Source organism: bacterium, assembly GCA_009926305.1.
Taxonomy (GTDB): domain Bacteria; phylum Bdellovibrionota_C; class UBA2361; order UBA2361; family RFPC01; genus RFPC01.
This window is the reverse complement of sequence record RFPC01000007.1, coordinates 37,487-59,006: the sequence shown is the minus strand read 5'-3', so window position 1 is coordinate 59,006 and position 21,520 is coordinate 37,487. Positions and strand designations below refer to the sequence as shown.

Annotated in this window: 18 protein-coding genes; 8 read left to right on the top strand and 10 right to left on the bottom strand. The window is 44.8% G+C overall.

Going from position 1 to position 21,520, the window contains the following annotated elements; genetic code table 11:
• The 5 genes from EBR25_02625 to EBR25_02605 all read right to left on the bottom strand — a co-directional run.
• On the bottom strand, positions 1–548 hold a 548-nt coding region (locus EBR25_02625), incomplete at its 3' end, for a TRAP transporter large permease subunit (GenBank protein ID NBW39878.1).
• Positions 549–553: 5 nt separating this feature from the next.
• Complete coding sequence (locus EBR25_02620; protein ID NBW39877.1) at positions 554–1,201, bottom strand: TRAP transporter small permease subunit; 648 nt, start codon at positions 1,199–1,201, stop codon at positions 554–556.
• A gap of 18 nt (positions 1,202–1,219) precedes the next feature.
• Positions 1,220–2,305 (bottom strand): TRAP transporter substrate-binding protein, encoded by a 1,086-nt coding sequence (locus EBR25_02615; GenBank protein ID NBW39876.1) that lies wholly within the window; start codon positions 2,303–2,305, stop codon positions 1,220–1,222.
• 376 nt (positions 2,306–2,681) lie between these two features.
• Positions 2,682–4,220, bottom strand: a complete 1,539-nt coding sequence (locus EBR25_02610; GenBank protein ID NBW39875.1) for a hypothetical protein — start codon at positions 4,218–4,220, stop codon at positions 2,682–2,684.
• A gap of 259 nt (positions 4,221–4,479) precedes the next feature.
• Entirely contained in the window at positions 4,480–5,019 is a 540-nt protein-coding gene (locus tag EBR25_02605) for a hypothetical protein (GenBank protein ID NBW39874.1), read from the bottom strand.
• A gap of 151 nt (positions 5,020–5,170) precedes the next feature.
• Here EBR25_02605 and EBR25_02600 point away from each other — a divergent pair, with 151 nt between their 5' ends.
• The 6 genes from EBR25_02600 to EBR25_02575 all read left to right on the top strand — a co-directional run bounded on the left by EBR25_02600 (position 5,171) and on the right by EBR25_02575 (position 15,593).
• Positions 5,171–6,025: a hypothetical protein gene (locus tag EBR25_02600; GenBank protein NBW39873.1), complete on the top strand. Its 855-nt coding sequence runs from the start codon at positions 5,171–5,173 to the stop codon at positions 6,023–6,025.
• Between the two features lie 134 nt (positions 6,026–6,159).
• Positions 6,160–8,964, top strand: a complete 2,805-nt coding sequence (locus tag EBR25_02595) for a methyltransferase domain-containing protein (GenBank protein ID NBW39872.1) — start codon at positions 6,160–6,162, stop codon at positions 8,962–8,964.
• Between the two features lie 34 nt (positions 8,965–8,998).
• Positions 8,999–10,660: a glycosyltransferase family 9 protein gene (locus EBR25_02590; GenBank protein NBW39871.1), complete on the top strand. Its 1,662-nt coding sequence runs from the start codon at positions 8,999–9,001 to the stop codon at positions 10,658–10,660.
• Between the two features lie 31 nt (positions 10,661–10,691).
• On the top strand, positions 10,692–11,279 hold the full coding sequence (locus EBR25_02585; protein NBW39870.1) for a hypothetical protein: 588 nt from the start codon (positions 10,692–10,694) through the stop codon (positions 11,277–11,279).
• A 440-nt stretch (positions 11,280–11,719) separates the two neighbouring features.
• The gene (locus EBR25_02580; protein NBW39869.1) at positions 11,720–14,266 is read left to right on the top strand and encodes a glycosyltransferase; all 2,547 of its coding nucleotides are present in this window, start codon (positions 11,720–11,722) and stop codon (positions 14,264–14,266) included.
• Positions 14,267–14,279: 13 nt separating this feature from the next.
• On the top strand, positions 14,280–15,593 hold the full coding sequence (locus EBR25_02575; GenBank protein ID NBW39868.1) for a hypothetical protein: 1,314 nt from the start codon (positions 14,280–14,282) through the stop codon (positions 15,591–15,593).
• An 11-nt stretch (positions 15,594–15,604) separates the two neighbouring features.
• Here the strand turns inward: EBR25_02575 and EBR25_02570 are convergent, their stop codons facing one another.
• Positions 15,605–16,363: a tetratricopeptide repeat protein gene (locus tag EBR25_02570; GenBank protein ID NBW39867.1), complete on the bottom strand. Its 759-nt coding sequence runs from the start codon at positions 16,361–16,363 to the stop codon at positions 15,605–15,607.
• Between the two features lie 102 nt (positions 16,364–16,465).
• Between EBR25_02570 and EBR25_02565 the strand changes: the two genes are divergently transcribed.
• Complete coding sequence (locus EBR25_02565; protein NBW39866.1) at positions 16,466–16,864, top strand: hypothetical protein; 399 nt, start codon at positions 16,466–16,468, stop codon at positions 16,862–16,864.
• A gap of 22 nt (positions 16,865–16,886) precedes the next feature.
• Here EBR25_02565 and phnE read toward each other — a convergent pair whose 3' ends face one another.
• The 3 genes from phnE to EBR25_02550 all read right to left on the bottom strand — a co-directional run bounded on the left by phnE (position 16,887) and on the right by EBR25_02550 (position 19,598).
• Complete coding sequence (phnE, locus tag EBR25_02560) at positions 16,887–17,720, bottom strand: phosphonate ABC transporter, permease protein PhnE (GenBank protein ID NBW39865.1); 834 nt, start codon at positions 17,718–17,720, stop codon at positions 16,887–16,889.
• The gene (locus EBR25_02555; GenBank protein ID NBW39864.1) at positions 17,710–18,552 is read right to left on the bottom strand and encodes an ATP-binding cassette domain-containing protein; all 843 of its coding nucleotides are present in this window, start codon (positions 18,550–18,552) and stop codon (positions 17,710–17,712) included. Before EBR25_02555 ends, phnE begins: the two co-directional genes overlap by 11 nt.
• 74 nt (positions 18,553–18,626) lie before the next feature.
• Complete coding sequence (locus EBR25_02550) at positions 18,627–19,598, bottom strand: phosphonate ABC transporter substrate-binding protein (protein ID NBW39863.1); 972 nt, start codon at positions 19,596–19,598, stop codon at positions 18,627–18,629.
• Between the two features lie 257 nt (positions 19,599–19,855).
• Here EBR25_02550 and EBR25_02545 point away from each other — a divergent pair, with 257 nt between their 5' ends.
• A complete protein-coding gene (locus EBR25_02545; protein ID NBW39862.1) occupies positions 19,856–21,070 on the top strand; it encodes a hypothetical protein in 1,215 nt (404 codons plus the stop codon).
• Here the strand turns inward: EBR25_02545 and EBR25_02540 are convergent.
• On the bottom strand, positions 21,067–21,393 hold the full coding sequence (locus EBR25_02540) for a hypothetical protein (protein ID NBW39861.1): 327 nt from the start codon (positions 21,391–21,393) through the stop codon (positions 21,067–21,069). The two genes, EBR25_02545 and EBR25_02540, sit on opposite strands and share 4 nt — an antisense overlap.
• Between the last annotated feature and the right edge of the window lie 127 nt (positions 21,394–21,520).

The window sequence follows — 21,520 nt, the reverse complement described above, 5'->3', positions numbered from 1 at the left end:
AGATGTGTATAAGAGACAGTCATATCAGCGAGGAGAATCAGAACTATTGAGGGAGGAATGATCTGACCAAGTGTTCCAGCAGCACAGATCGTTCCGGCGGCAAGGCTTGGGTGGTATCCTCTCTTTAATAATACTGGGAGAGAAAGGGCTCCCATCGTTACAACTGTAGCCCCGACTATCCCAGTACTTGCCGCGAGGAGTGCGCCAACGAGCACTATTCCGTAGAGGAGACCTCCTTTTAGTCGAGAAAATAACCTTTCCATGGTTTCTAGCAGTTCTTCTGCTATCTGCGAGTACTCGAGGGTGATACCCATGAAGATAAACAAGGGAACTGCTATGAGAGTTACATTTTCAATCACTCCAAAAATTTTTGATGAAATAAATCCAAAATCGGAGAGCGAGAAAATATCCAGCCAGAAATGGCCTAGTAATCCAAAGAGCAGACCCACGCCACTTAAAACAAATGCGACGGGAAATCCCGAAAGTATCCCGATAAATAGGACAGGAAACATAAGCAGAGGAAAGAACTCTTCAATACTGAAACTCATAGCGTTTAATCCAGCCACTGTGTGTTCGTCGAGCAGGCTTCTCGAAGAGTTGGTATCATGCACAGCAGGAGGAGAGCGAATGATTGAAGAGCGAGTAGAATCATTCCGACGGGGAATGCACATTTAATAATCCAACGCGCTTCTAGTCCACCTGCATCCGAGGAGCTTTCTCCTAAAAGCACAGTGGCTCTTAGGAAGTTCTCCAGAGTATTTGCGATCGGGAATATCGCTGAGTCTATCCCAAATAACATTTCACTATAAAATGAGGGGGGTGTGGGAGTGGTGTAGTTTCTAGCAGTCATAACATCGTCGATTCCAAATGAAGCGAGAGTAAGAGCAAGTGGTATTAAACATAAAAATCCAGTGATATGGATTACGTTTTTGATTCTTGAACTGAAGGTGGTGCTCAGAATATCTACACGAACATGCTGATTCATCTGAAGCGTGTGAGCTATGCTGAGAGTGATGATAAAACCAAACAGATGCCACTGAAGTTCTTGTAAGGCTATTGAGTTTACTTGAAAAAAATATCGGCTGATGACTTGTTGAAGAGTGAGGAGCACTAAGAGAGGTACGAGTAGCATGGCAAATGTGAACGCGGATGCAGAGAGTTTCGATATTCCTCTAATGCATGTTGCAAGTAGTGTCATCATATTCAGAATTATTAGAGCTTAGTGAGAGGACAATTTAGTCACAGAGTAGCAGTCTTGATAATTCTTTTGAAAGGCTAATAGAGAGCTTCGTACCTTCTCAGCCATCGGATCTCTCGCAGCAACCTCTTGCATGATTTCGGAGGAGAGTTGTTTAAGAAGAGTGAGAATAGAATCGGGTAGTCGTAATATCTCTAGTTTTGAGCTCATGCGAATTTTTTGAAGATACTCAGCATTTTTTGCATTGAATTCATTCAACATCCATAGTGTCGTATCATTAGCAGCGACACGAATTGCGTTTTGAAATGGCTTTGGAAGTGATTCCCATGCCTTTTTATTGATCATAAGTTCGAGTAGGGGACCCTGTTCTTGCCAGCCCGGGCCATAGTAATACTTCGCTGCTTTATGAAGGCCTATTGTATAGTCATGGTAAGGACCAACCCATTCGGCAGCATCGATGACCCCTGTTGAGAGACTGGTAAAGACTTCGCCTCCGGGCACAAGAACAGGGGACGCCCCAGCGGCCTTGTATATGCGGTTGGCAAATCCTGCGATACGAATTTTTAAACCCTTAAGGTCTTCCTGAGTTTCTATACGTTTATTAAACCATCCAGCCATTTGCGCTGGGGTCGCACCACATGCCAGTGCTACGACGCCGTGAGGTTGCATTAACTCTTCATAAAGTTCCTGTCCGCCACCAGCTTGTAGCCATGCTAAGGTTTCGAGCGCTCCAGTATTGAATGGAACAGCTGTAAAAAAAGGAGAAGCAGGAATTTTCCCTTGCCAATAATATGCAGCGGAGTGTCCCATTTCAATTTTTTGAGAGCGAACCGCATCGAATGTCTCCATTGCTGGAACGAGTTCGCCCGCTCCATATACGCGAATATTCAGCGCAGAATCAGTGAGTTCTTTCACCAGTTTGGCAAAGCGTTCAATTCCAGGACCCCAAATGGGCAGTGTACGGGGAACGCCAAGTGCGAGTCTCCACCGATATTTCTTTTTTTGCGCAAACGCTGAAGAGCGAGCAGTAAGAGATGAGGCTAGCGCGGTCGCAGAGACAGCAGCTGGATAGAGTATAGTTTTTTTGAGGAAATTTCGTCGTTTCACTGTAACCTCGCCTTGGTGAGAAGACCTTACCTCTTGTGGCTAAGCCTCTGCAATAGTGCAACTGAGCTGCCGAAAATTTGCCCCCGTGTGCCGCGAAAAGTTTCGATTCTACCGTGACTCATGAAGGAGAATGTGGATCCCTTTAGGAGAGGAAGTGTTCATATGCTTAGGCACGCTGCGCTCAATACAAGTCAAAAAATAATCTACATTTGTACACTCTTTATGAATATCATTTTGTCAGCACATTTAAAGAGATCGAGTGATGAAGTAAATAGATGAGAAGATGCCGAAGAGATGTTCGGTCTGAATAAAACGTAATGATTTGATTTCGGAGAGTTCAGTGCTAGCGATAAAAAGCCCGGCTATAAACTAACGCTCAGAGATAAATGAAACAAATTGTTCGTAATCGAAAGTGAAGTTGATGATCCTCTGCTTCCGTTAGTCGTAGGCTGTCTAAAGCCTTTAATACTTCTTTGACCTCGTCTTTGGTAAATGTTTCCATGGTCGGATTCATCGCCTTCTGAATTGTCTTCAGACACAGACTCTGGGTTTCGGCAAATAACTCTGGGGAAAACTCTCTACTTTTTTCAGCAAGTATTTTAGCACCTCGAACTATTGTCATTTGAGATGCAGTATTACTCACCTCAAGAGCGTCTAACAGTAAGATACCAAATTGCTCGTATTCTTTCTTGAGAAAAGAGATCTCAGTTTTGCTCTTGGGTGATTCACTCCAAGATTTAAGCTCTGTGAGAATCATTTCCGGAATATTGACACCGCTTTCTCTTTGTAGCAGTTCTGCCTTAGAGCCACTTAACCCAGCAAGAGCGATTTGTTTTTTATAGATGCTCCCTCTTGGATCTTGTAATGCTTGGGCAAATAGCCTCGCATAACTGACTACGGTTACGGGGCGAAGAGGCAGTTCTTCGTTGGTAGGCTGATTAGTCGCTCTTGCTTCTATTTGATCAATAACCTTAACGAGTAAGCGTTCAAACTTGGGACGTAGACCATCAATAGTGATAATTGCTCTATTATTTTCCTTCAGGGGTTTGGTTAATGATGGGTGATCAAGGATCTTGAGTAGCTTACTCATGTTTGACTCGCTGAAGCCGCCCTGTTTTGAAAGATAATAGAGATGGCTCTCGACGGTAGTCTGGTAGAGCCCAAGGGTGCTTGTTTGCTCAGAAGTTGGAGCTTCTGTCGAGATATTTACGGCTTCATACTTTAGGGCTTCGGTCAGTAGGCTATCGAGTCTCGCAATCATACTTGACTGTGAGTGCGTTTTTAAAATGATAGAGGCATTACCGATATTGGTCGTCAAGCCTATCGCAGTGCCCGTATAGGCTTGTGGAAAGGGATTATCTGTTTCGTGCAGCGCAGCAAGCATCGAGATAAGCGCAAACTGATGATGAACGTCATCGTCCTTGCCTCCATTGCGGGCTACAATCGCCTCATTGCCGAGAGCAATGCCTCCTAACAAAAGACCCAGGGTCCAATGTTGTTTCGCTTTGAGCTCTTCGCTAATATTTTGCCTTGTTGCGGTTATGTTTCCGTCGTTAGCCCACCACTCGTTCAGCGTATTCAAGAGTTCGAGTTGCTCATCAGGAGCGAGTAACGCTACTTCTCTGCCCAAATTTAAGACTTGAGACTCGTGCTCTAATTGGGGTGAGGTGTATTGCATCTGAAGCTTTGGTGCTCGGATGCTCATCTGATGAAACTCTTTAAAGAGTTTTATAACCTCTGGTGTTATGGACTCAATTGGTGGTAGTCGGAAATCTTCGTTCGGAGAGGTGTTTTCTACTGACTGTGATTTTAAATGAAATTCAGGCTCTGGTCTCTTTGTTTGTCCGCTGGCAGGCCCAGTCAGCGCGGAGAGAGAGATGGCGACAAAGGCTGTCAGATCGCGTTTAAATTCCATATACCCCACCAATAGCGAGTCTTCGCTATTTCCCCAAGTAAGTGATAACAGCTATCTCACACAGACCGTAAATGAGGTTCTAGTCTATGAATTTAAGGAGCGCTAATCAATTTTTCTATGTATTTGAAAATGCTGAATTAGTTATCAGAAAGGCAAAGCAGTGAGGTCTTCCGAAAACACCTTTTACCGAAGGTGCCCATATTTTAGGAAGAGAGGTCTTGAGCAGATAACATGAGTGTTTCCCTTGCTCGTTCCTTTCTTACTCTGGTACAGGGGTGTCTGTTAGAGCGTTTTGAGTAATACAAAATGCCAAACTCTCTAATAAAAGATTTGTTCTCGGATAGCGCTGTTCATCACTAGCCCACCACGAAGAGATTCCTGAGCGCGAGCGAACATTTGCGTTGGTTGATGCCTCACTCCTTCCATTCCAAACAGTAATTCCGCTTTCAACCTCTATTAATTTTGAGAAAGCAGAGACTGCATCAATAGACCTTGGGCTTTCAATGACCCCCACCAGCACGAGATCAAAACCAGCATCACGTGCCATACTGATCGCATTAAAGTTTCCATGAAAGAACTGCTCTGCTTGTCCAGGCCAGTCTGAGCGATCCATTACCTCCACTATATTGGCGGAAGTCTGGCTGCTGAGAAACTCTCGTTGTAAATAACGAGCCAGTTGCTTTCCCGCGCCTGGCTGTCTATCACTCTGTGCGGCAAGATTTACCGGGGTTGCAAAGGGAATGATTCCGAGCCTTACAGGGATTCCAGTAGGAAATCGCTGGTTTACAAATTCATCCAACGGGACACGAATGTGTGCATGGGAATTGCACACTTCCTCCTGTTGAAGATTAAGCGTGCTACAGGCGGTAAAAGCTACCACTGTCAAAACACTGGCGGTGATCAGCACAAAAAGACGTTTATAAGACACACGGAAAGGGAGTCTTTTGGCGATGAATAAGGAATTAAGTCGAGAATTTTTCACAGGTTACTCTTTAAAAACTGATACTGTCTCTCGTAAGAAGATAGTAACGGGGTTTCAACTCTCGTGCCAGATTGGAATGATGCTTCTTTTGAGCCTCTGCCTCGTTTTAGGTGGATGTAGCAAGAGATACGACAATGTGCCAGCTTTCTGGCCTTTTGAGTTTAAAGATTATGAAAATGAGTCTGTTGGGAGGTTTAAAACCTCTTTCCTAGCGCAACAGATTGATGAGTACTATCAGGGAGTTCACCCAGGCCCAATCGGGATAACGACCTTTGTAAATCTCGATGACCTCAAAACCACCTCTTCTTTTGGCCGCATCTATGGTGAACAGCTCATGAGCGAGTTGGCCATGAGAGGTTACGATGTTGTAGAGCTTCGACATGCTGATGCGTTACAGTTTCTTTCAAATAACGGAGAATTCGCGTTGAGTCGCGATGTAGCACAGGTAAGACGAGAGCGAGACCTTGGTGCCATCATAGTCGGAACCTATGTGGTTTCTCCTGTTCGAGTCTACATCAATGCCAGACTTGTTGACCCAGCGACCTCAAAAGTGCTTTCAGCAGGATCAGTAGAGATGGCAAAAACTGATGAAATTAAGAGACTTGTGCGGGGTGGAGCCTTTTCTCCAACCCTCGAAAGGATTCCAGTGAAGCGCCTTGGGATGTACACCTATCCTATGACGCTCAACCCTTATTATTTTGAAGAAGAGATTGCAGCTCCAGCTGGTTTTCCAAAAAATCCAGGGTCTATGAGTCAACAACAGATGATGGAGGACTATCTCCAACAGTCAGGAGTCGCGCTTGAGCAAGGTAACCTCCAGTAATTAGTGGATATATTGACAATTCTCTGGTGTCTCAACTGTTTCAGCATGTCTCTGAACCAGTCTGATGAATCTGAACATCAAAAAAGAGGCACGGTGAATACGTGTGAAGCAGGTGAAATAAAGAAGAGACTTGTATGAATGAAAGAGAACTCGCTTCTCGAATGAGAGCAGACTGGGATAGACGAATCGCTCATGACTATCGCTTTTGGATGAGCGATGGATACCAAAGCGATCAGGTGATGTGGGAAACTGGAGAGCGAGATTTTAATATCATTACCCGTGATATTGAAGATACTTCAGATAAAACAATTCTCGAGATCGGATGCGGTGTTGGCCGCCTTTTGAAATCTGCTATTGATCATTATCAAAAAGTTATCGGTCTCGATATCTCATCAGTCGCCCTGGAAAGAGCTACATCCCTTGTTGGATCGCATTCTCATCTGGAGCTGGTTGCAGGAGATGGCTATTCACTCTCTCAGATCTCCTCTCAGTCCGTTGATGTGGTTTACAGCTTTGCTGCGATTACAAGTACACCCTTAGAGATTTTTTCTCGATATCTGCTAGAGGCAAATAGAGTTCTTAAAGATGGCGGTCTTGTAAGGTTACAGATATATCTTGGTAAAGAGCAGCGAGTAACAAGCGATGACACTCTTCATTTGCGATGTTTTGATGAAGAGAACTTTCGAAAAGCAATTGCTGCTGCAGGATTTACCGTTGAGTGGATTGATGAATTAAAACTTCCTTTCGAAGTCTCATTTGAAGAAGCGGGTATTTTTGCCAAGATCGGCTCATTCCGGAAAATTAGCGAGCCGACGAGCGATTACACTCAAGTTGGAAAGCTTTTGTTGCCAGATGGAGAGCCACAAACTGCTGATGCTATTACTGGTCTGGAAGTTGAGTGTTGGATGTCACTGAATTATGCCAGAGAGCTTGCCGAGTGCGGAGATGTCGAAAGAGCTCGTGAAACATTGAATTTTGCAGTCGCTCATGCAAAATCCATAAATCTCGATATTCAAGATCTGTTAGATCGAATTGTAGGAATGATTGAAGCTCTTGAGGCTAAAAAGAAGCAAGTGCTCACCCCTGAGCCTGATAATAATAATGATAGCGATATCTTTCAGAGAAATATTGCGATTATTCAAAAACGATTTCCAGAGGCGTATCGTCAAATTACTTCATTTGGTGATACGTCATCTCAATCAGTTGAAGTGCGTGATACCGAAGAGGGAATAGTGCTTGTTGAAAATGGACAGGTGCTTGATCATCCTACTGCACCTGTTCGTGCCGCAGTAAACTGGACCAAAGCACAGTTGCAAGTTCCCGAAGTGCGAGATGCTGACAATCTCTTCGTTTTTGGGTTTGCTGGCGGACATCACTTAGAGACGCTATTGGAAAAGAGACCTGAGGCGAAATTAACGGCGATCGAACCGTCTCTTGCAGTACTGCGGGCAACACTGTCTTCCAGAGATTGTGCTCCATTACTTGAGCGGCTTGAGGGACTGCTTCTTGGTGCTGAGAGTGTTGACTTCTCATGCGATGGAAAAAGTGAGATTCTTCTCAGACCCCAGACGGCAAACCTCTATCCAGAGCAAGCTTCACAGACGAAGACGAGCTTTTTCAAGTCCAAAGGAATAGGGCTTCTCTCTCCCAATATTTCTGTGCTGGGTCCCATGATGGGAGGTACGCTTCCGATTCTTGGTTATACCGTTCACGCACTTTCTCAGCTGCACCAGAGAGTTCGTAGTATCGATATGAGTCCATTTGCAACCGGTTTTAACGGCATCTCTGATTTAGTCTTTGACGATATGCGCCAAAGATTATTAAGAGGAAAGTTTTCAGAAAACCTATCGGATATGGTGAGTGAAATCGCCAATGAGAAGCCGATGGACATTCTGATCTGCATGGCGCAAGCACCAATCACCGTAAAAACTTTGGAAGAGCTCCGTTCACGAGGAGTTATTACGGTACTGTGGTTCGTAGAAGATTATCTCCGCTTTCCAGCCTGGAAGTTTCTCGCAAAGCACTATGATTTTGTTTTTACAATTCAGAGAGGCGAGTGCATTGAAGCTATTAAGGCTGCTGGTGCAGGCGAGGTTCACTATCTTCCAACTGCGGCAGATCCGGCAGTGCATCTTCCTCTTCAACTGAGTGCCGAAGAGCGAGAGCGGTGGGGCTCACCTGTTTCTTTTGTAGGAGCAGGATATCACAATCGACAGCAGATGTTCGCTTCCCTGAGCGGTTTACCTATCAAGCTTTGGGGCACTGAGTGGCCAGAGTGTAAGCCTTTTGATCGAATGGTGCAGGAAGAGGGAAGGCGTTTAAAGCCGCAAGAATATGTTAAGATTTTTAACTCCACTTCTATCAATCTTAATCTCCATTCTTCAACTGAGCGGGATGGAGTTGATCCTGCTGGTGATTTTATAAATCCTCGAACATTTGAGTTGGCTGCATGTGGTGCATTTCAATTAGTCGATAAACGTAGCCTGCTTAGTGAGGTATTTACACCAGGTGAAGAGGTAGAAACGTTTGAATCTCGGAAAGAGCTGATTGAAAAAATAGAGTACTATCTTGCTCACCCCGAGGCACGACAACCATTTATCGAGAAGGCCCGTGCGCGAGTCTTAAGAGAGCATACTTATCAACATCGTATTACTGAAATGCTCTCGATAATTTATAGCTCACGGTATTCGCAGTTGCGAAAACGGATTGGTGAGTCGCCATGGAAGCGAGTAATCGAGCGTGCAGAGCCGCATCCCGAGTTGAAAGAACGGTGTGAAATAGCCTATCGCCGCGGAGAAGATGCTAACCTTGATGGATTGGTGGCTGATATCGTTACTGGTGAGGGAAACCTGACAGAAACAGAACAAAAGCTCTTGTTCCTATTCCACATACGGAAGCAAATGATCCGGATGAAGGAACATGGAAGGGTAAAATCTTAGTGAATCAATTGGTGAAAGTGCAGGAATAGGTAAAATGAAAAAGCGGCACCCAAAGAAATCAAATGTACTTCTTGTCAACATCACGAGACTCGGAGATATGCTGCAGGCAACCCCTACGATTGCGGGGATTAAAAAAGAAAATCCTGATTGTAAAATCACGGTCCTTGTCGAGAAACAGTTTGAATCTGTCTGTCACTCTATCCCGTATGTGGATGAGGTGCTCTCTATAGATCTCAGTATGGCAGTGAGAGCACTGGCTCGCGAGAAAGAGGGGATGATCGATGCATATGAGTATGTTTCGGAATTTGTAGATGATTTGCGTTCCCGAAATTTCGACTATGCTTTGAATATGTCGTCTTCAGCCTATACAGCACTTCTTTTGCACCTCGTTGGAATTGAGCGGAAAGGTGGATGGGCAGCAGATGCAGAAGGTCACCGAGTTATAGAATCTGAGTGGGCACAGTTGTTTGCAACTTCTGTTTTTCACCAGAATCGACAGTATAATTCGCTTAACCTGGTTGATGTATTCCGCTGCTCTGCAGACGTAGAAGAACACCCACGCTCTCTGCTCATCGATATCAAAGAGGAAGCAAAGGAGCGTGCTTCACAGATGCTTACAGAAATGGAGTTCCCACAAGATGGGCCGATGGTGATGCTTCAAGCAGGAGCGAGTCAACGCAAGCGCCAGTGGCAGCCAGAGAAGTTTGTCCAGCTTATTGAAATCTTGACATCAAGGTATAACTGTAGAGTCTTACTGACAGGCACGAAAAAAGAGCTCAATATCATTGATCCAATTATGCAACAGGTTACATCACCGCGCGTTTTTTCTGTCGCAGGAGAAACAGGTATTGATGAGCTAGCAGCATTTCTTTCGATGAGTGATTTATTGATCACGGGAGATACTGGACCAATGCACATGAGTGTTGCGGTTGGTACTCCTGTCATTTCAATGTTTCTTGCCTCAGCATTTGGCTATGAAACGGGCCCCTATGCGGAGGGCAATATTGTTCTTCAGCCAGTCATTGGATGCGGACCGTGTAATCCTAACAAGCCATGTTCGCAACCAGAATGTCACGATACCATTTCACCAGAGGTATTAGCAGAGCTCGCGATGTTGCGAGTACAGGGTGATTGCAGCGAGCTTCCTATAACACTTCGTGATTATCGCGGAGCAGTTATCTATCGAACCTGTTTTGATGAGTTCGGTTTCTATGATCTAGAGCCTCTTAATCGCATTGAGAATTCAGCTATGGAGCAATTTCGGGCGGCCTACCGGAAATTATGGCTCGACGATCTCGGGGGTTACTCCTTTGAAGAGTCTCCACGGAGTAAGTTGCCAATCATCACTGGGTCTCCAATAGAAGGTCTTGAGATAGTTGCTGAGACAGCAAGAGCTGGGCAAGAACTGTTGGGCGAATTGCAGGCTCTCATTCTTGATAGAAATGCTCCAGCAGCCTCTTTAGGCGAAAAAAGTGAAGAACTTCAAGAATTAGACAGAGAAATAGAGCAAATAGGGTTTTATTACCCACATCTTGGACCAATCACGAGAATGTTTATATTTGGCAAAGAAAATATTCTGGGAACCGATGCCGAGGAACTTGCATCTCAAATGATGGGAGTATACCAGGCCTTAGAGAGACGCACTGGTAAGCTTCAAAGATATTATACACAAGCTTTATCGAATAACGTGCAATAAGAAGTAGATTTCTTACGGGAGTTTAAGAGCGATGGTTTCAGTTCAGATTAACGGTGAAACAGCACCTATCCAAGCAAATAACTGTGGACAGATGGCAGAAGTCGTCGAGCTGATTAAGTCAGTAATCGATCCTGAGCACATGATTACTTCTATACTCTTGAACGGAGAGCAATTCGAAGATAGCGACTGGTCTCGTTCCATGAATACGCTGGATACGGCACTTATTGAAGTTGAAACAGGTAACCAGCATGAATTCGTTTTTGAGCGGTTAGTTCGTTCGGACCAGATTGTACAGAGCTGCTTGTTGGAATTTCGAGGTGCGCGCGGAAAGTTTCAGAGTGGTCAGTCAGTAGAAGGTAATAAGCAACTTGTTGAAGCTGTTCAAGCACTGCAAGCATTTTTCCAGTGGTACGGAACTCTGGTCGAGCTTCTCCCAGAGGAAAATCGCATAGCCTTCGATCTTACTGAGGAAGTAAATGAGATCTCTGAAACATGTAAATCTATTTGTCAGCAACAACTCTATCAGTCTTGGTGGGCGCTCGGAGAGTCTCTTGAACAAAAGCTAGAGCCGCAGCTCGAGACGCTTGTCGAGCGATGTAAGGGCTTTTACGCCAAGTAGGTGTTTAGCTGAGTTTGTTGAGTTCTTTACTCACATTTTAACGTTCATAGTATACGCTAGGCTGAGACGTTACTGTCTCGTAGATTCTGATGGCGCGTCATTGCTTTGACATGCAACGGAATTCCTCATGTGTAGGCCCCATTTTTTCATAGAAGAAATCTCTTCAAGCGAAAAAGTTAGCATGGCTTTTGCATCTTATAGTGTGTGGCATCCCCTGTACGGAGAACTTACTAGGGGGATGAATGCATAAAGATGTAGTGTAAGCAGTGTGTTATGTGAATACCTTACCAGATGGCCTCTTTGTATCAGGGTCTCAGACTGATGGAAATCTGACGGTAGAAAGAGAGCAGAAAAAGGAGTGAGAAGTGAGTAACGGGAAAGATAGCCAACAACTCAAGACAACGTCTTCGTGTCGAATCTTAATTCAGAACCGAAGTAACATGTTCACCCAGCGTGGAGGTGATACCGTAGTAGTTGAGCAGCTCGTTGAAGGGCTGCGTAGTTATGGTATTCATGTTGACGTCGACTTAAAGGCCGAGAAAAATCCTGCGGATTACGATCTTGTTCACATCCTGAATTTTGCTATTCCTCAAATGGTTGAGACCTGCGGTAAGTTTGTAAAGGGTGCGGGAGTGCCTTTTGTTGTTACAACTCTTTGTGAAGACATCCCACAGTTTAGTACTCAGTCTGCTGTTCTTGCAGAAACATTGATTGATTATGTATTCACGGGTCAGAACAAAGAATGGTTAAATGAGAACCTTCTTCGGTTTGAACATGCTCAAAATTCTCTCCCGTTTCAGAATGCATGGAGTGCGAGCAATGCCGCACATCTGATTGTGAACGGTGCCGGCGAACAGAGGGTGGTCACACGCACGTATCCAAATCATGCACCTATTTCCATTGTCCCCGTTGGTTACGAAATTCAAGCAGATGCAGATGAGAGCCTATTTGTTCGAGAGTATGGCTTAAAAGATTTTATTCTTTGTGTCGGAAGACTTGAATCAAGAAAGAACCAGTTGATGCTTCAACTTGCTCTTGAGGGTTCGACTCTTCCAGTAGTTTTTGCAGGCGGAGGATTCTCCTACCAGCCTGAGTATGCAAAAGCAGTGAGAGAGTTTAAGCGGGCAGGAGAGACTCTTGTTCTTGATCGAATTTCTCCTGAGATGCTTCTTTCAGCGTATGCCGCAGCACGAGTTCATGCTCTACCAAGTTGGTATGAGCTTCCAGGACTTGTATCTCTCGAAGCTGCCAACAAGGGATGTAATATTGTTGCGGCCGATACGGGAACAACGCGTGATTATCTTGGTGAGCATGGCTTCTACTGTAAGCCAGGAGATGTTGACTCTGTTAGGAATGCAGTTCTTGCAGCTTACTATAGCCCGATCCGTCATGAATTAGCGGAGCGAGTGCGTACATTTTCATGGAGCGAGGCAACCAAAAAGACAATTGAAGTATATGAAACAGTTCTACAGAGAAAGATCTTCGCAACAGAACCGAGTTCAATCAGAATTACTCAAGGGCTAAATCAATCGACAACGACTCTATCAAATTCTGACCAGAACTTCGAACAGCTGTCGCAAGAAGGCTTTGAAGCTGCTCGTGAGCGAGACTTCGAGAAAGCCCACACCTTACTCGCCAAGGCTGAGGCAATGAATCCGAATGCGCTCCGGGTTTTATGTAATCGTGCTGCAGTATATCTCGCTGAAGAAAAAGTCCAAGAAGCGAAAGAATACTTCACTCGTGCAACAGCGATAGATCCATCAGATATAAAAGCACAGTCTGGTATTGGAATGTGCTTTATGATGGAAGGAAATAAGGAAGCAGCCTACGGTTGCTTCCTGGATATTCTCGCGCGCGACCCAATGGATATGCTCGCAATTCTTCAGCTAATCGACTGTTCATATTCTTTAGAAAAGTATACTGACCTAGAGCGGGTATTACGCCAAGCAGTGAGAAATGACTCGGAAAATTGCGAAATGCGCTATTGTCTCGCTGGCTGTCTGTTCAGGCAAGCAAAGTATGGAGAAGCAATGGAAGAGACGGAGAGGTTGCTCGTTGCTGCTCCTTTTAATGAGGGCTACAAAAAGCTCAAGCAGATGATTGAAGAGGCAGTGGAGGCAAAGCTCTCTGCTCAACGTGTTGAGACAAATACTTCAGGTATGAATCAGACTACCTCTGAGATAAGGAATAGCGAACCGCAAGGATTCAATAAGAGCGAGCCCACAGTATCACTGAAAAATCAAATTGTTGAAGAGACAAGTTCAACGAGCGCTGCAATGGCATTTGATAGTATTGATGTTCGGGTGTCTGAGCTTGAGGAGTTAAAGCATCGCAAGTCCTATCAAGAGGCCCTTGAAGGAACTTCAGAGCTTTTAGAACGCAGCGTCTTGAACGATGCACAGCGTAAGAGTTCGGAGTTGCTACATGCAGAGTTGTTAGCAGTCACCGGTGAGCGAGAGCAAGCAAAAGCAATATTTGAGCGATATCATGCGCTTGATGCGAGCTGCTCTAGAGCACTTTGTGGAATCGCCGCTATTGCTGCCAGTTACAATGAGCTGCAATCTGCCCAAGAACTCTTTCAAAAGGCACTTCAATCAGACGCTCGTTGTGATACGGCGATGACAGGCCTCGGGTTGTGTGCATACTTTAGAAAAGACATGGACCTTGCGTGGCATTGGTATAGCCAGGCTCTTGATGAAAATTCAGAGAATCTCAATGCGTTATATGGAATGATGCAGTTATGTTATGACAGGGGAGATCTGAAAACGCTAGAGCGACGTCTCGAAGGTTATCTTGAGCTTCACCCAGCGGATCTTGACATGGTGTACTCTTATGCTGGTTGTCTCTATGCACAACAAAGAATGGAGGAAGCGCTTCTCGAGGTACAGAAAATACTCATTTTCTCTCCACAACATGAACGAGCCATAGAGTTACGAGATCTTATTGTTTCGCCAGAGAGTGCAGTCTCTGGGGAGATATCTTCTTAGTCGGTTTTCTGCCATGAAGATTCTTGTCTTTAGCCAGAATTGGTTCTGTGATGAGTTCCGAAGCTTAGGTCATGATGTCCGAAGTATTGGGCTGAAGGCTCATACCGATGTGAACCTAGCTGAACCTTTTATTCATATTGATGAAGTCATTGCAGATTATCTGAATGGCTGGACGCCAGATATAATCTTAATTCATGATGATAGCGCGCCATTTTATGTGGAGGGATTTCCAGAATGTGGTATCCCAACAGTCTTTTTATCAATAGATACTCACCATCACTCCTCTCTCCACGGAAATCTGGGCAGAATCTTTGATAAAGTTCTGGTGGCTCAGAAAGATTTCATACCCGAAATACAAAGTATCTCGGATTCATCGGTAGATTGGATGCCTCTTTGGGCTAGTGATTACGTAGAGCCTTGTGAAACAAAGGAGTATGGAGCAGTTTTTATTGGAACTCTGGAACCTTACTTAAATGCTGAGCGTTGTGACTTTTTTGAGAAGTTACAAAAGGAAGTAGAGATAGTATGCCAACCTGGAAGCTGGCAAACGATGTTCCCCCAGTCAGAGATTGTAATCAATCAGACCGTGAAGAAAGATGTCAATTTCAGGGTTTTTGAAGCGATGATGTCTGGAGCTTTGTTGCTTACTGAGCGGACGGAAAATGGTCTTCCTGAGCTCTTTGAAGATGGAACCCACCTGATTACCTATGAAAAGGGAAATGTCGAGGAAGCTGCTGAGAAAATCCGCTATTTTCTCAAGCATAAAGATGAAGCTCGAAGGATTGGAGCTGCTGGCCGAGAAAAAATACTTGAGATGCATCTGCCCATCCATCGCGCAAAACGCTTAATCAGTATTTTTGAGACATTACAATGTCAGAAATCAAAGCCGAGGAGTAGAGTTGGATGGCTTCATAATTATTTTGGGATTGTGTGTCGTTCAAATCGTACTAGCAGTCAACTAATTTCACGGTGTCTGGAGAAAGGATTACAGAGCGCTGAACGCATTGTAGATAAACGAGAGCCGCTTGATGAGGTGAGTGCATGTGTATTTGCTTTTACCTGTCTTTTAGCTGATATGACCTTAAGCGATGACTCTGGAGAAACGCTTCTTAAGAAAGCTATCTCCTACTATCCCGAATATCCGATACTATCACTAGCACTGATTCGCTCTTGTTTGAATAGAGGGGCAGTAGAGCTCGCAAGACAGTTTGCAGCTGTTCTGGATCCTACTAATCCTGATGGATTGTTTCCCGTATCGGAGCAAGTCGTCGCTGAGCTATTCAGTAGCCAATTAGACAAATTTTTTGTTGAGCGTTCTCAACAATAATCTATCTGTTGTCATAGAGGATTCTCTTCGGGCCTCAGTTTTTCACATGCTCTATAAATTATTCGCTGGGTTTCTTCTGCCCAGGCAAGTCCACAGGTTTTATCGGTTATAAAATTGCCCCTGACTTGCGGGTCTAAGGAAGCAGCAAGGTTTAAATGGTTCAGTCCTTCTTCAACAGAGCCCATCTGAACAAGAAGATAGCCAAGGCTTACCTGAGCTTGTACATAGTTTGGCTGTAGTGCCACTGCTTTTTGAAAATCCGCCAACGCATTGCGCTTATCACCAAGCCGTTGTTTTGCGACACCGCGGTCACGATACGCTGCTACATCACTTGGATTAAGCTTAATGGCTTCGGTGAAATCACGGATAGCTGAAGAGAAGTTTTGGAGGTGAGCAAAGCTTATCGCTCGATTGTAATAGGCATTTCCATTAGATGGATCAAGCTGAAGACATTCAGTGAAGTCACGAATTGCTTCTTCAAAATACTTAAGAGACAGTTGAGTCGTTCCATGCAGGAATTTTGCTTCTGAATTTTGAGGGTCAAACTTAGTGGCACGATGAAAAGACTGGCGCGCTTTCCACAGATTGTCTTCAGTTAGAAATGCTTTTCCTGCCTTTATGTGGTTTTCAGCGCTTTCTTCGGAGGAAAAGAGAGCAGGAAACCAATACTCGAGAGATAGGTTGCTTTCTCCGTCCGATGAAAATAAGACCGGCATGAAATAAAAGACTGGAATAGCAATTAATAGGAGAAGAATATGTAACCGCTTCATAGGTGCATTATCCAGTGAAAATGAACGCAGGGAAAGGAGCTTTAGATTGTATTTTTGATTTGTTAGCCTTACGGAGGTCTACGGAGAGAAACGGGAGAACAGATGGCAAGAAAACAAAAAGGAAGCATGACTCTAGAGCAGGCGTTGAGCCGAGTTTTAGAAACCCTTGATGCTCAAGTTGCCCGTGAAATGCAGCGCACTCCGGCCGAACGAGAGCAGCGAGGAGTTCTGAAGAGTGAAGCTCATAAGAAGAGATCGGAAAAAGTATCGTCTCATATTTTAGAGGGAATCAGTCAGGGAGAATTCGGGCTTGATGGGGCTCTCATATTAGCAGAAGCTATTCCTCGATGTCTCCGTATTTTAGCTGAAGAACTTGGAGAGGACGACCTGGGCAAGGTGCGTTCAACGTATCTTCGAGAATTATTCTTAGAGCTTGAGAGAGAGGCTGAGCTCGGGCAATGTGCCCTTGGTGATAAAGACGGACGCGCTCAGCTTAACTAAGAGGAGCTCTTGTCCTCAACCGTTACTCTGAAGCCATCCACTTTCGAGCGTGCATACTGACCTGCTCTACAACAATTACGAGCGCAAAGATGGCGAGAATGATGGTACACGCTTCATCATATCGGAATGTGTCCATTGCGACTTTGAGCTCTACTCCAATACCACCAGCTCCAACGAGACCAAGGACAACAGAGGAACGAACTGCTTTCTCAAGTGAAAAGAGTGCGGTGTTGATAAAACTTGGAGCCGAGGAAGGAAGAATGAAAATAGCCAAAATGGCTCGGCGACCCGCCCCCAGTGTTTCCAGTGCTTCTTTAGGGTTTGATTCAGTTTCTTCAATACCTTCCGCGAAAAAGCGACCACAAAAGCCTAGAGTATCAACAGCAATCGTAAGAACTCCCGCAAAGGGGCCGATTCCGACGGTTACCACAAAAAATAGGGCCCAGACGAGATCGGGGATGGTCCGAGCAAGTGAAACAATAAGTCGGGATGATTGGTAGAAGAGAACGTGTGGTGTTGTTTTTCTTGCTCCGAGTATTGCAAGAGGAAGTGCTAGGAGAATACCTATGATTGTCCCTGCAACAGCCATATGAAATGTGCTCACAAGTAGGGAGAGAACTTGTGGAAGCCGCTCTGTACTTGGCGGAAACATTTCTAAAAGTACTTCTTGCATGTATGGAGCGCCTTCAATCAGAGCTCGTGGCGAAACTTCGGCTCCTTGAAAGGCAGGATAGATGACTACGAAAAGAATCAGTATTGTCGCTACTTGAGCAAATTTCGGGCTTGAATAGCGCGGTGGTACCGAGAGTTGAGGGGACGATATGGGTGGCAAAACTTGTATCGAATTATTTCTCATACACTGCCCTTAACTTGTCTATATTTACCCCGTTTGCAGGGTTATTAAACTTAATCTTTCCTCCAACTAAACCCACAATGTTATCAGAGTAACCGATGGCATGTTCCAGATGGTGCGTGGAGAATAGCAGTCCTATCCCCATCTCCTTGGCAACAGTACGTAATAGTCGCATGACGTGTTCACCTGCATCGGGGTCGAGGCTTGCAACTGGCTCATCTGCAAGTATGAGCTTTGGTCGTTGCATGAGAGCACGCGCTATAGCAACTCTCTGAGACTGTCCACCAGAGAGAAATCTTGCTTCCTTTAACGCGTGTTCTTGTAAACCGACTTGAGAGAGACATGCTAGTGCTTCTTGTCGTAGCCTACTCGGAGCAATAGAGTGAAACCATGCTTGAGGGCTACGAGTTCTTCCGAGCGCGCCATGGAGTGTATTCGTTAGTGCCGATAGTCGTGGAACAAGATTATGTTTCTGAAAAATAAATCCGACCTGTGATCGAATCGCACGCAATTCCTTTCTCCGAATGGAGGAAAGTGATTGACCGAATACTTGAACATCTCCGGAATCTGCAACCATAAGCTTTGGAACCATTCTCAGCAGAGTACTCTTCCCTGAGCCGTTTGAGCCAAGAAGTGCAGTTACCTCCCCAGGACGAACTGAGAGCGTCACGCCTTGTAAGACCCGCTGAGTGCCAAACTGTTTTGTTACTCCTTGAAAGCAAAGAATCGGAGAAGTCTTACTGTTATCTCTGGGAGAAAGTATCTCTGAAGGATGCGCGGTTTCTGCTGTCGCATGAGGACCTTGGACTGGAAGAGTAGAGGATTGAGTCGCCATATGGTATCTCTAGTAAACTGGGGCTTCGAGCAGGGTCTCTATACGAATGAGTTCATTGTTCAATACGTCAGATACTATGAATGACCTGCAAGAGTTTCAAGACCAGCGGTTACATACATTTTACGAATGTAACCGTAGTCATTATCAGTAATATCCGTTTTAAAGCTCATATTCAGGTACTTAGCATTCCTTTTGCCGTGTAGCATGGCTTCCAGTATCAAGGCGCCCTCCTTCTCAAAAACTTCTCGGAGCTTCTCTTGTACGGGTATCGGCACGTGCTTACCCGCTACAAAGAGGTCACTTGGCAGGTCTGGAGTGGTGGCAAGTACCGTAAAGTCCTCTCTGTGTAACTTCGGATCTTCATCAATGAATTGCTCGAATCGACTAAGGTTAAACCCTATCGCGTCAACCTGCTTCCGAAGGAGAGATTTCCATGCGACGTATTTATTGAGATTGACGGTACGCATGGTACTGGTCTTTTGATGAAGAACGCCATCATCAGCGAGAAGTTGTAGCGGCGCTAAGTGATATGACGTGGAACCAAAGTCTCCGAAAGCAATTTTTTTATCAACCAGCTGCCCAACGCTGATTATTCCAGATTGTTTTCTGGTGATTAGTGCGGAGCGATAATTTTCTCGTTTAAGTCCTATAAGAGGAGAGACATTTGTTCGTGAGCGAATTGCTACATATTCAGCAGGACCTATCAGAGCAAAATCAAGCCGTTGGCTTCGAAATGATTCGACAACTACCGTTCGACCAGTTACCGGAAAAAGCTGAAAGTGGTAGCCGGTAGTTTTCTCCAAAGTATTTTGAAAGGCGGTAAACTCTCGTTGTAATTCTTCAAGCCCGACAATATCTGTGACAGCAAACTTATATGTTCTGGTATCCTCAACGAGTTTCGACTCTTTCTCAGCTGCTCGTACTTCTGGAATGACAGGAACCAAAAGAAGGGCAGCTCCCAGTAGCATGCCAATGGTCATGTTTGCCGCGTAAGACAACACTCCTATTTGCGATCTGAGCTTTTTCACGACTCGAGCCTTATTCATAGTTTGGTGCCCTTACCCGTTTAGTGGTTTGGGTTTAAGGGTAAACAATTCGTGAGACTATGCAACAAGTCCCTGAGAACGTAGGCTTTTTGAAATTTTCACCACAGGATCGAGAATATTTTTATAGTGAGAACAAGAATTTTGTTACTATTGTGCCTTAGGTGATTCGGTTGAGAGATGTCGGACTTATGCGTGGAATATTAGATATTACATTTCCAAGCATGCTCTCCCATATACGGGGGAATAGGAAACACGTGATGCGCCTTAAGGATAGCACACTCCTTTCGGATTCTAGTAGTCAAAGCCCGTCAATAGGCACCAGACGATTACCTCGCGGTCAAGATGCGTTTTCCAAGTACATCAAGGTCCTTCGAAGAGAAGCGCAGATGAAACATGACTTGCCGCAATGGAGATGTTTTAAGCCGCAAAAAGTGAGCCTGCGTGTGCACAGAGATTGGCTGGATCATATTCAACATACCAGAAGTCTTATTCAGTTCATTGAGAAGCTGTTTTTATCAAGAACGCCAAGCCAAGATAAATGCATTTCTAGCGAAAGATCTGTCATTCCAGAGATTGTAATTTCAGCAGATGATCTCTTATATCTTGAATCCTATACACAGATTCTGACGTTTCCTGTGGTAGTCATTTCTGATCTCTCGCTTCACAATAAAAAACCAATGTGGCGAAACGTCGAAGAATCTACTCTCATGGGTCAGAAGAACGCTCTTTTGGGATTTGAGCTTCAAAGTGCGCGTTATCGCGCTAATAGAGCTGCATTTAGAGAACAACTTCGAGCTGTATCCTTAGCGCAACCACACTTTTTAAGAATTGTTCAGCGCAGAAGCACGGAGGTTCGGTGTCCGGTTCTCTTTTCTCCCGAAGAGCTTCTCAATAGTTTGTCTCGTGATGTTGCGGCGTTTGCGCGCCTCGGCTACGAGCCGGTAGCAGCCTGTTCTCATAGTCTTATTCTTTCTCGATGTTTTGAGAGACCTATAGTCCAAATAGAGCTCCCAGATGTTGTTTTAGGGCTTGGAATTGGAGCAGAAAGTTATCGACTGGATCGTTCGAAGCGGCCTGTACTATTTAGAAATCCCTGTGAGATCACTGAATATTATCGACGTGATCAGAAGTATTATCAAAATAGGAATCAATTTCGTAATGCCAGTCGTATTACAGAGATCAATACATATATTGATCACCAGTTCCGTTATAAACGAGGTCTTTCCTACGAAGCGGTAGAGAGACTTTTCGGGATTGACTTAGAAGTACTGCATCCTGGACTATCAGCCGTTATGCAAGAGGCGGGCTTAATGACCGAAGAAGGAAGATATCTCCGCATCTCTTCAGATTCGAGGCGTTATGTCGACCAGGTTGCAAGAAATTTTTTCTTGCAAGAGAAAGATATCACTCGAATGAGTGCCCGTTCATCTGCCAAAGACACTTCCACTGAAGCTAAGACCGTAAACTCTTAAATTCCTTCATGTCCATCGGGATTAAGAATCTGGGTGATCCGAGTTCCAAACATCTCATTCACAATCACTGCTTCTCCACGGGCCATCAGTCTGCCATTCACTCGAAGGTCGAGTGGTTCCTCACTGAGCTTCGTCAGTTCGATAATGCCACCTTTTTGAAGCTTCAAGAGTTGGTCAATGCTCAGCTCTGTTCGTCCGAGCTCAACAGAGACATCAAGTCTTACATCACCGATGAATTCAATCGGTGTTCCCGTAAGAGTCTCTGGTTTTTCTTCCGAGACAAGCTCTCCTGTGGTGCTTTCGACGAGTGTTTCTTCGCTCATATAAGATTGTCCTTCCTAGCTTCTGCTTGTTAAGATGCGGGAGAGGGGAGAGAAGATGCTGGTTAAAGCAATCTACCTACCCTTTCACATCTCGTATTATCAATATGTTAGACGAGAATTTACTCCT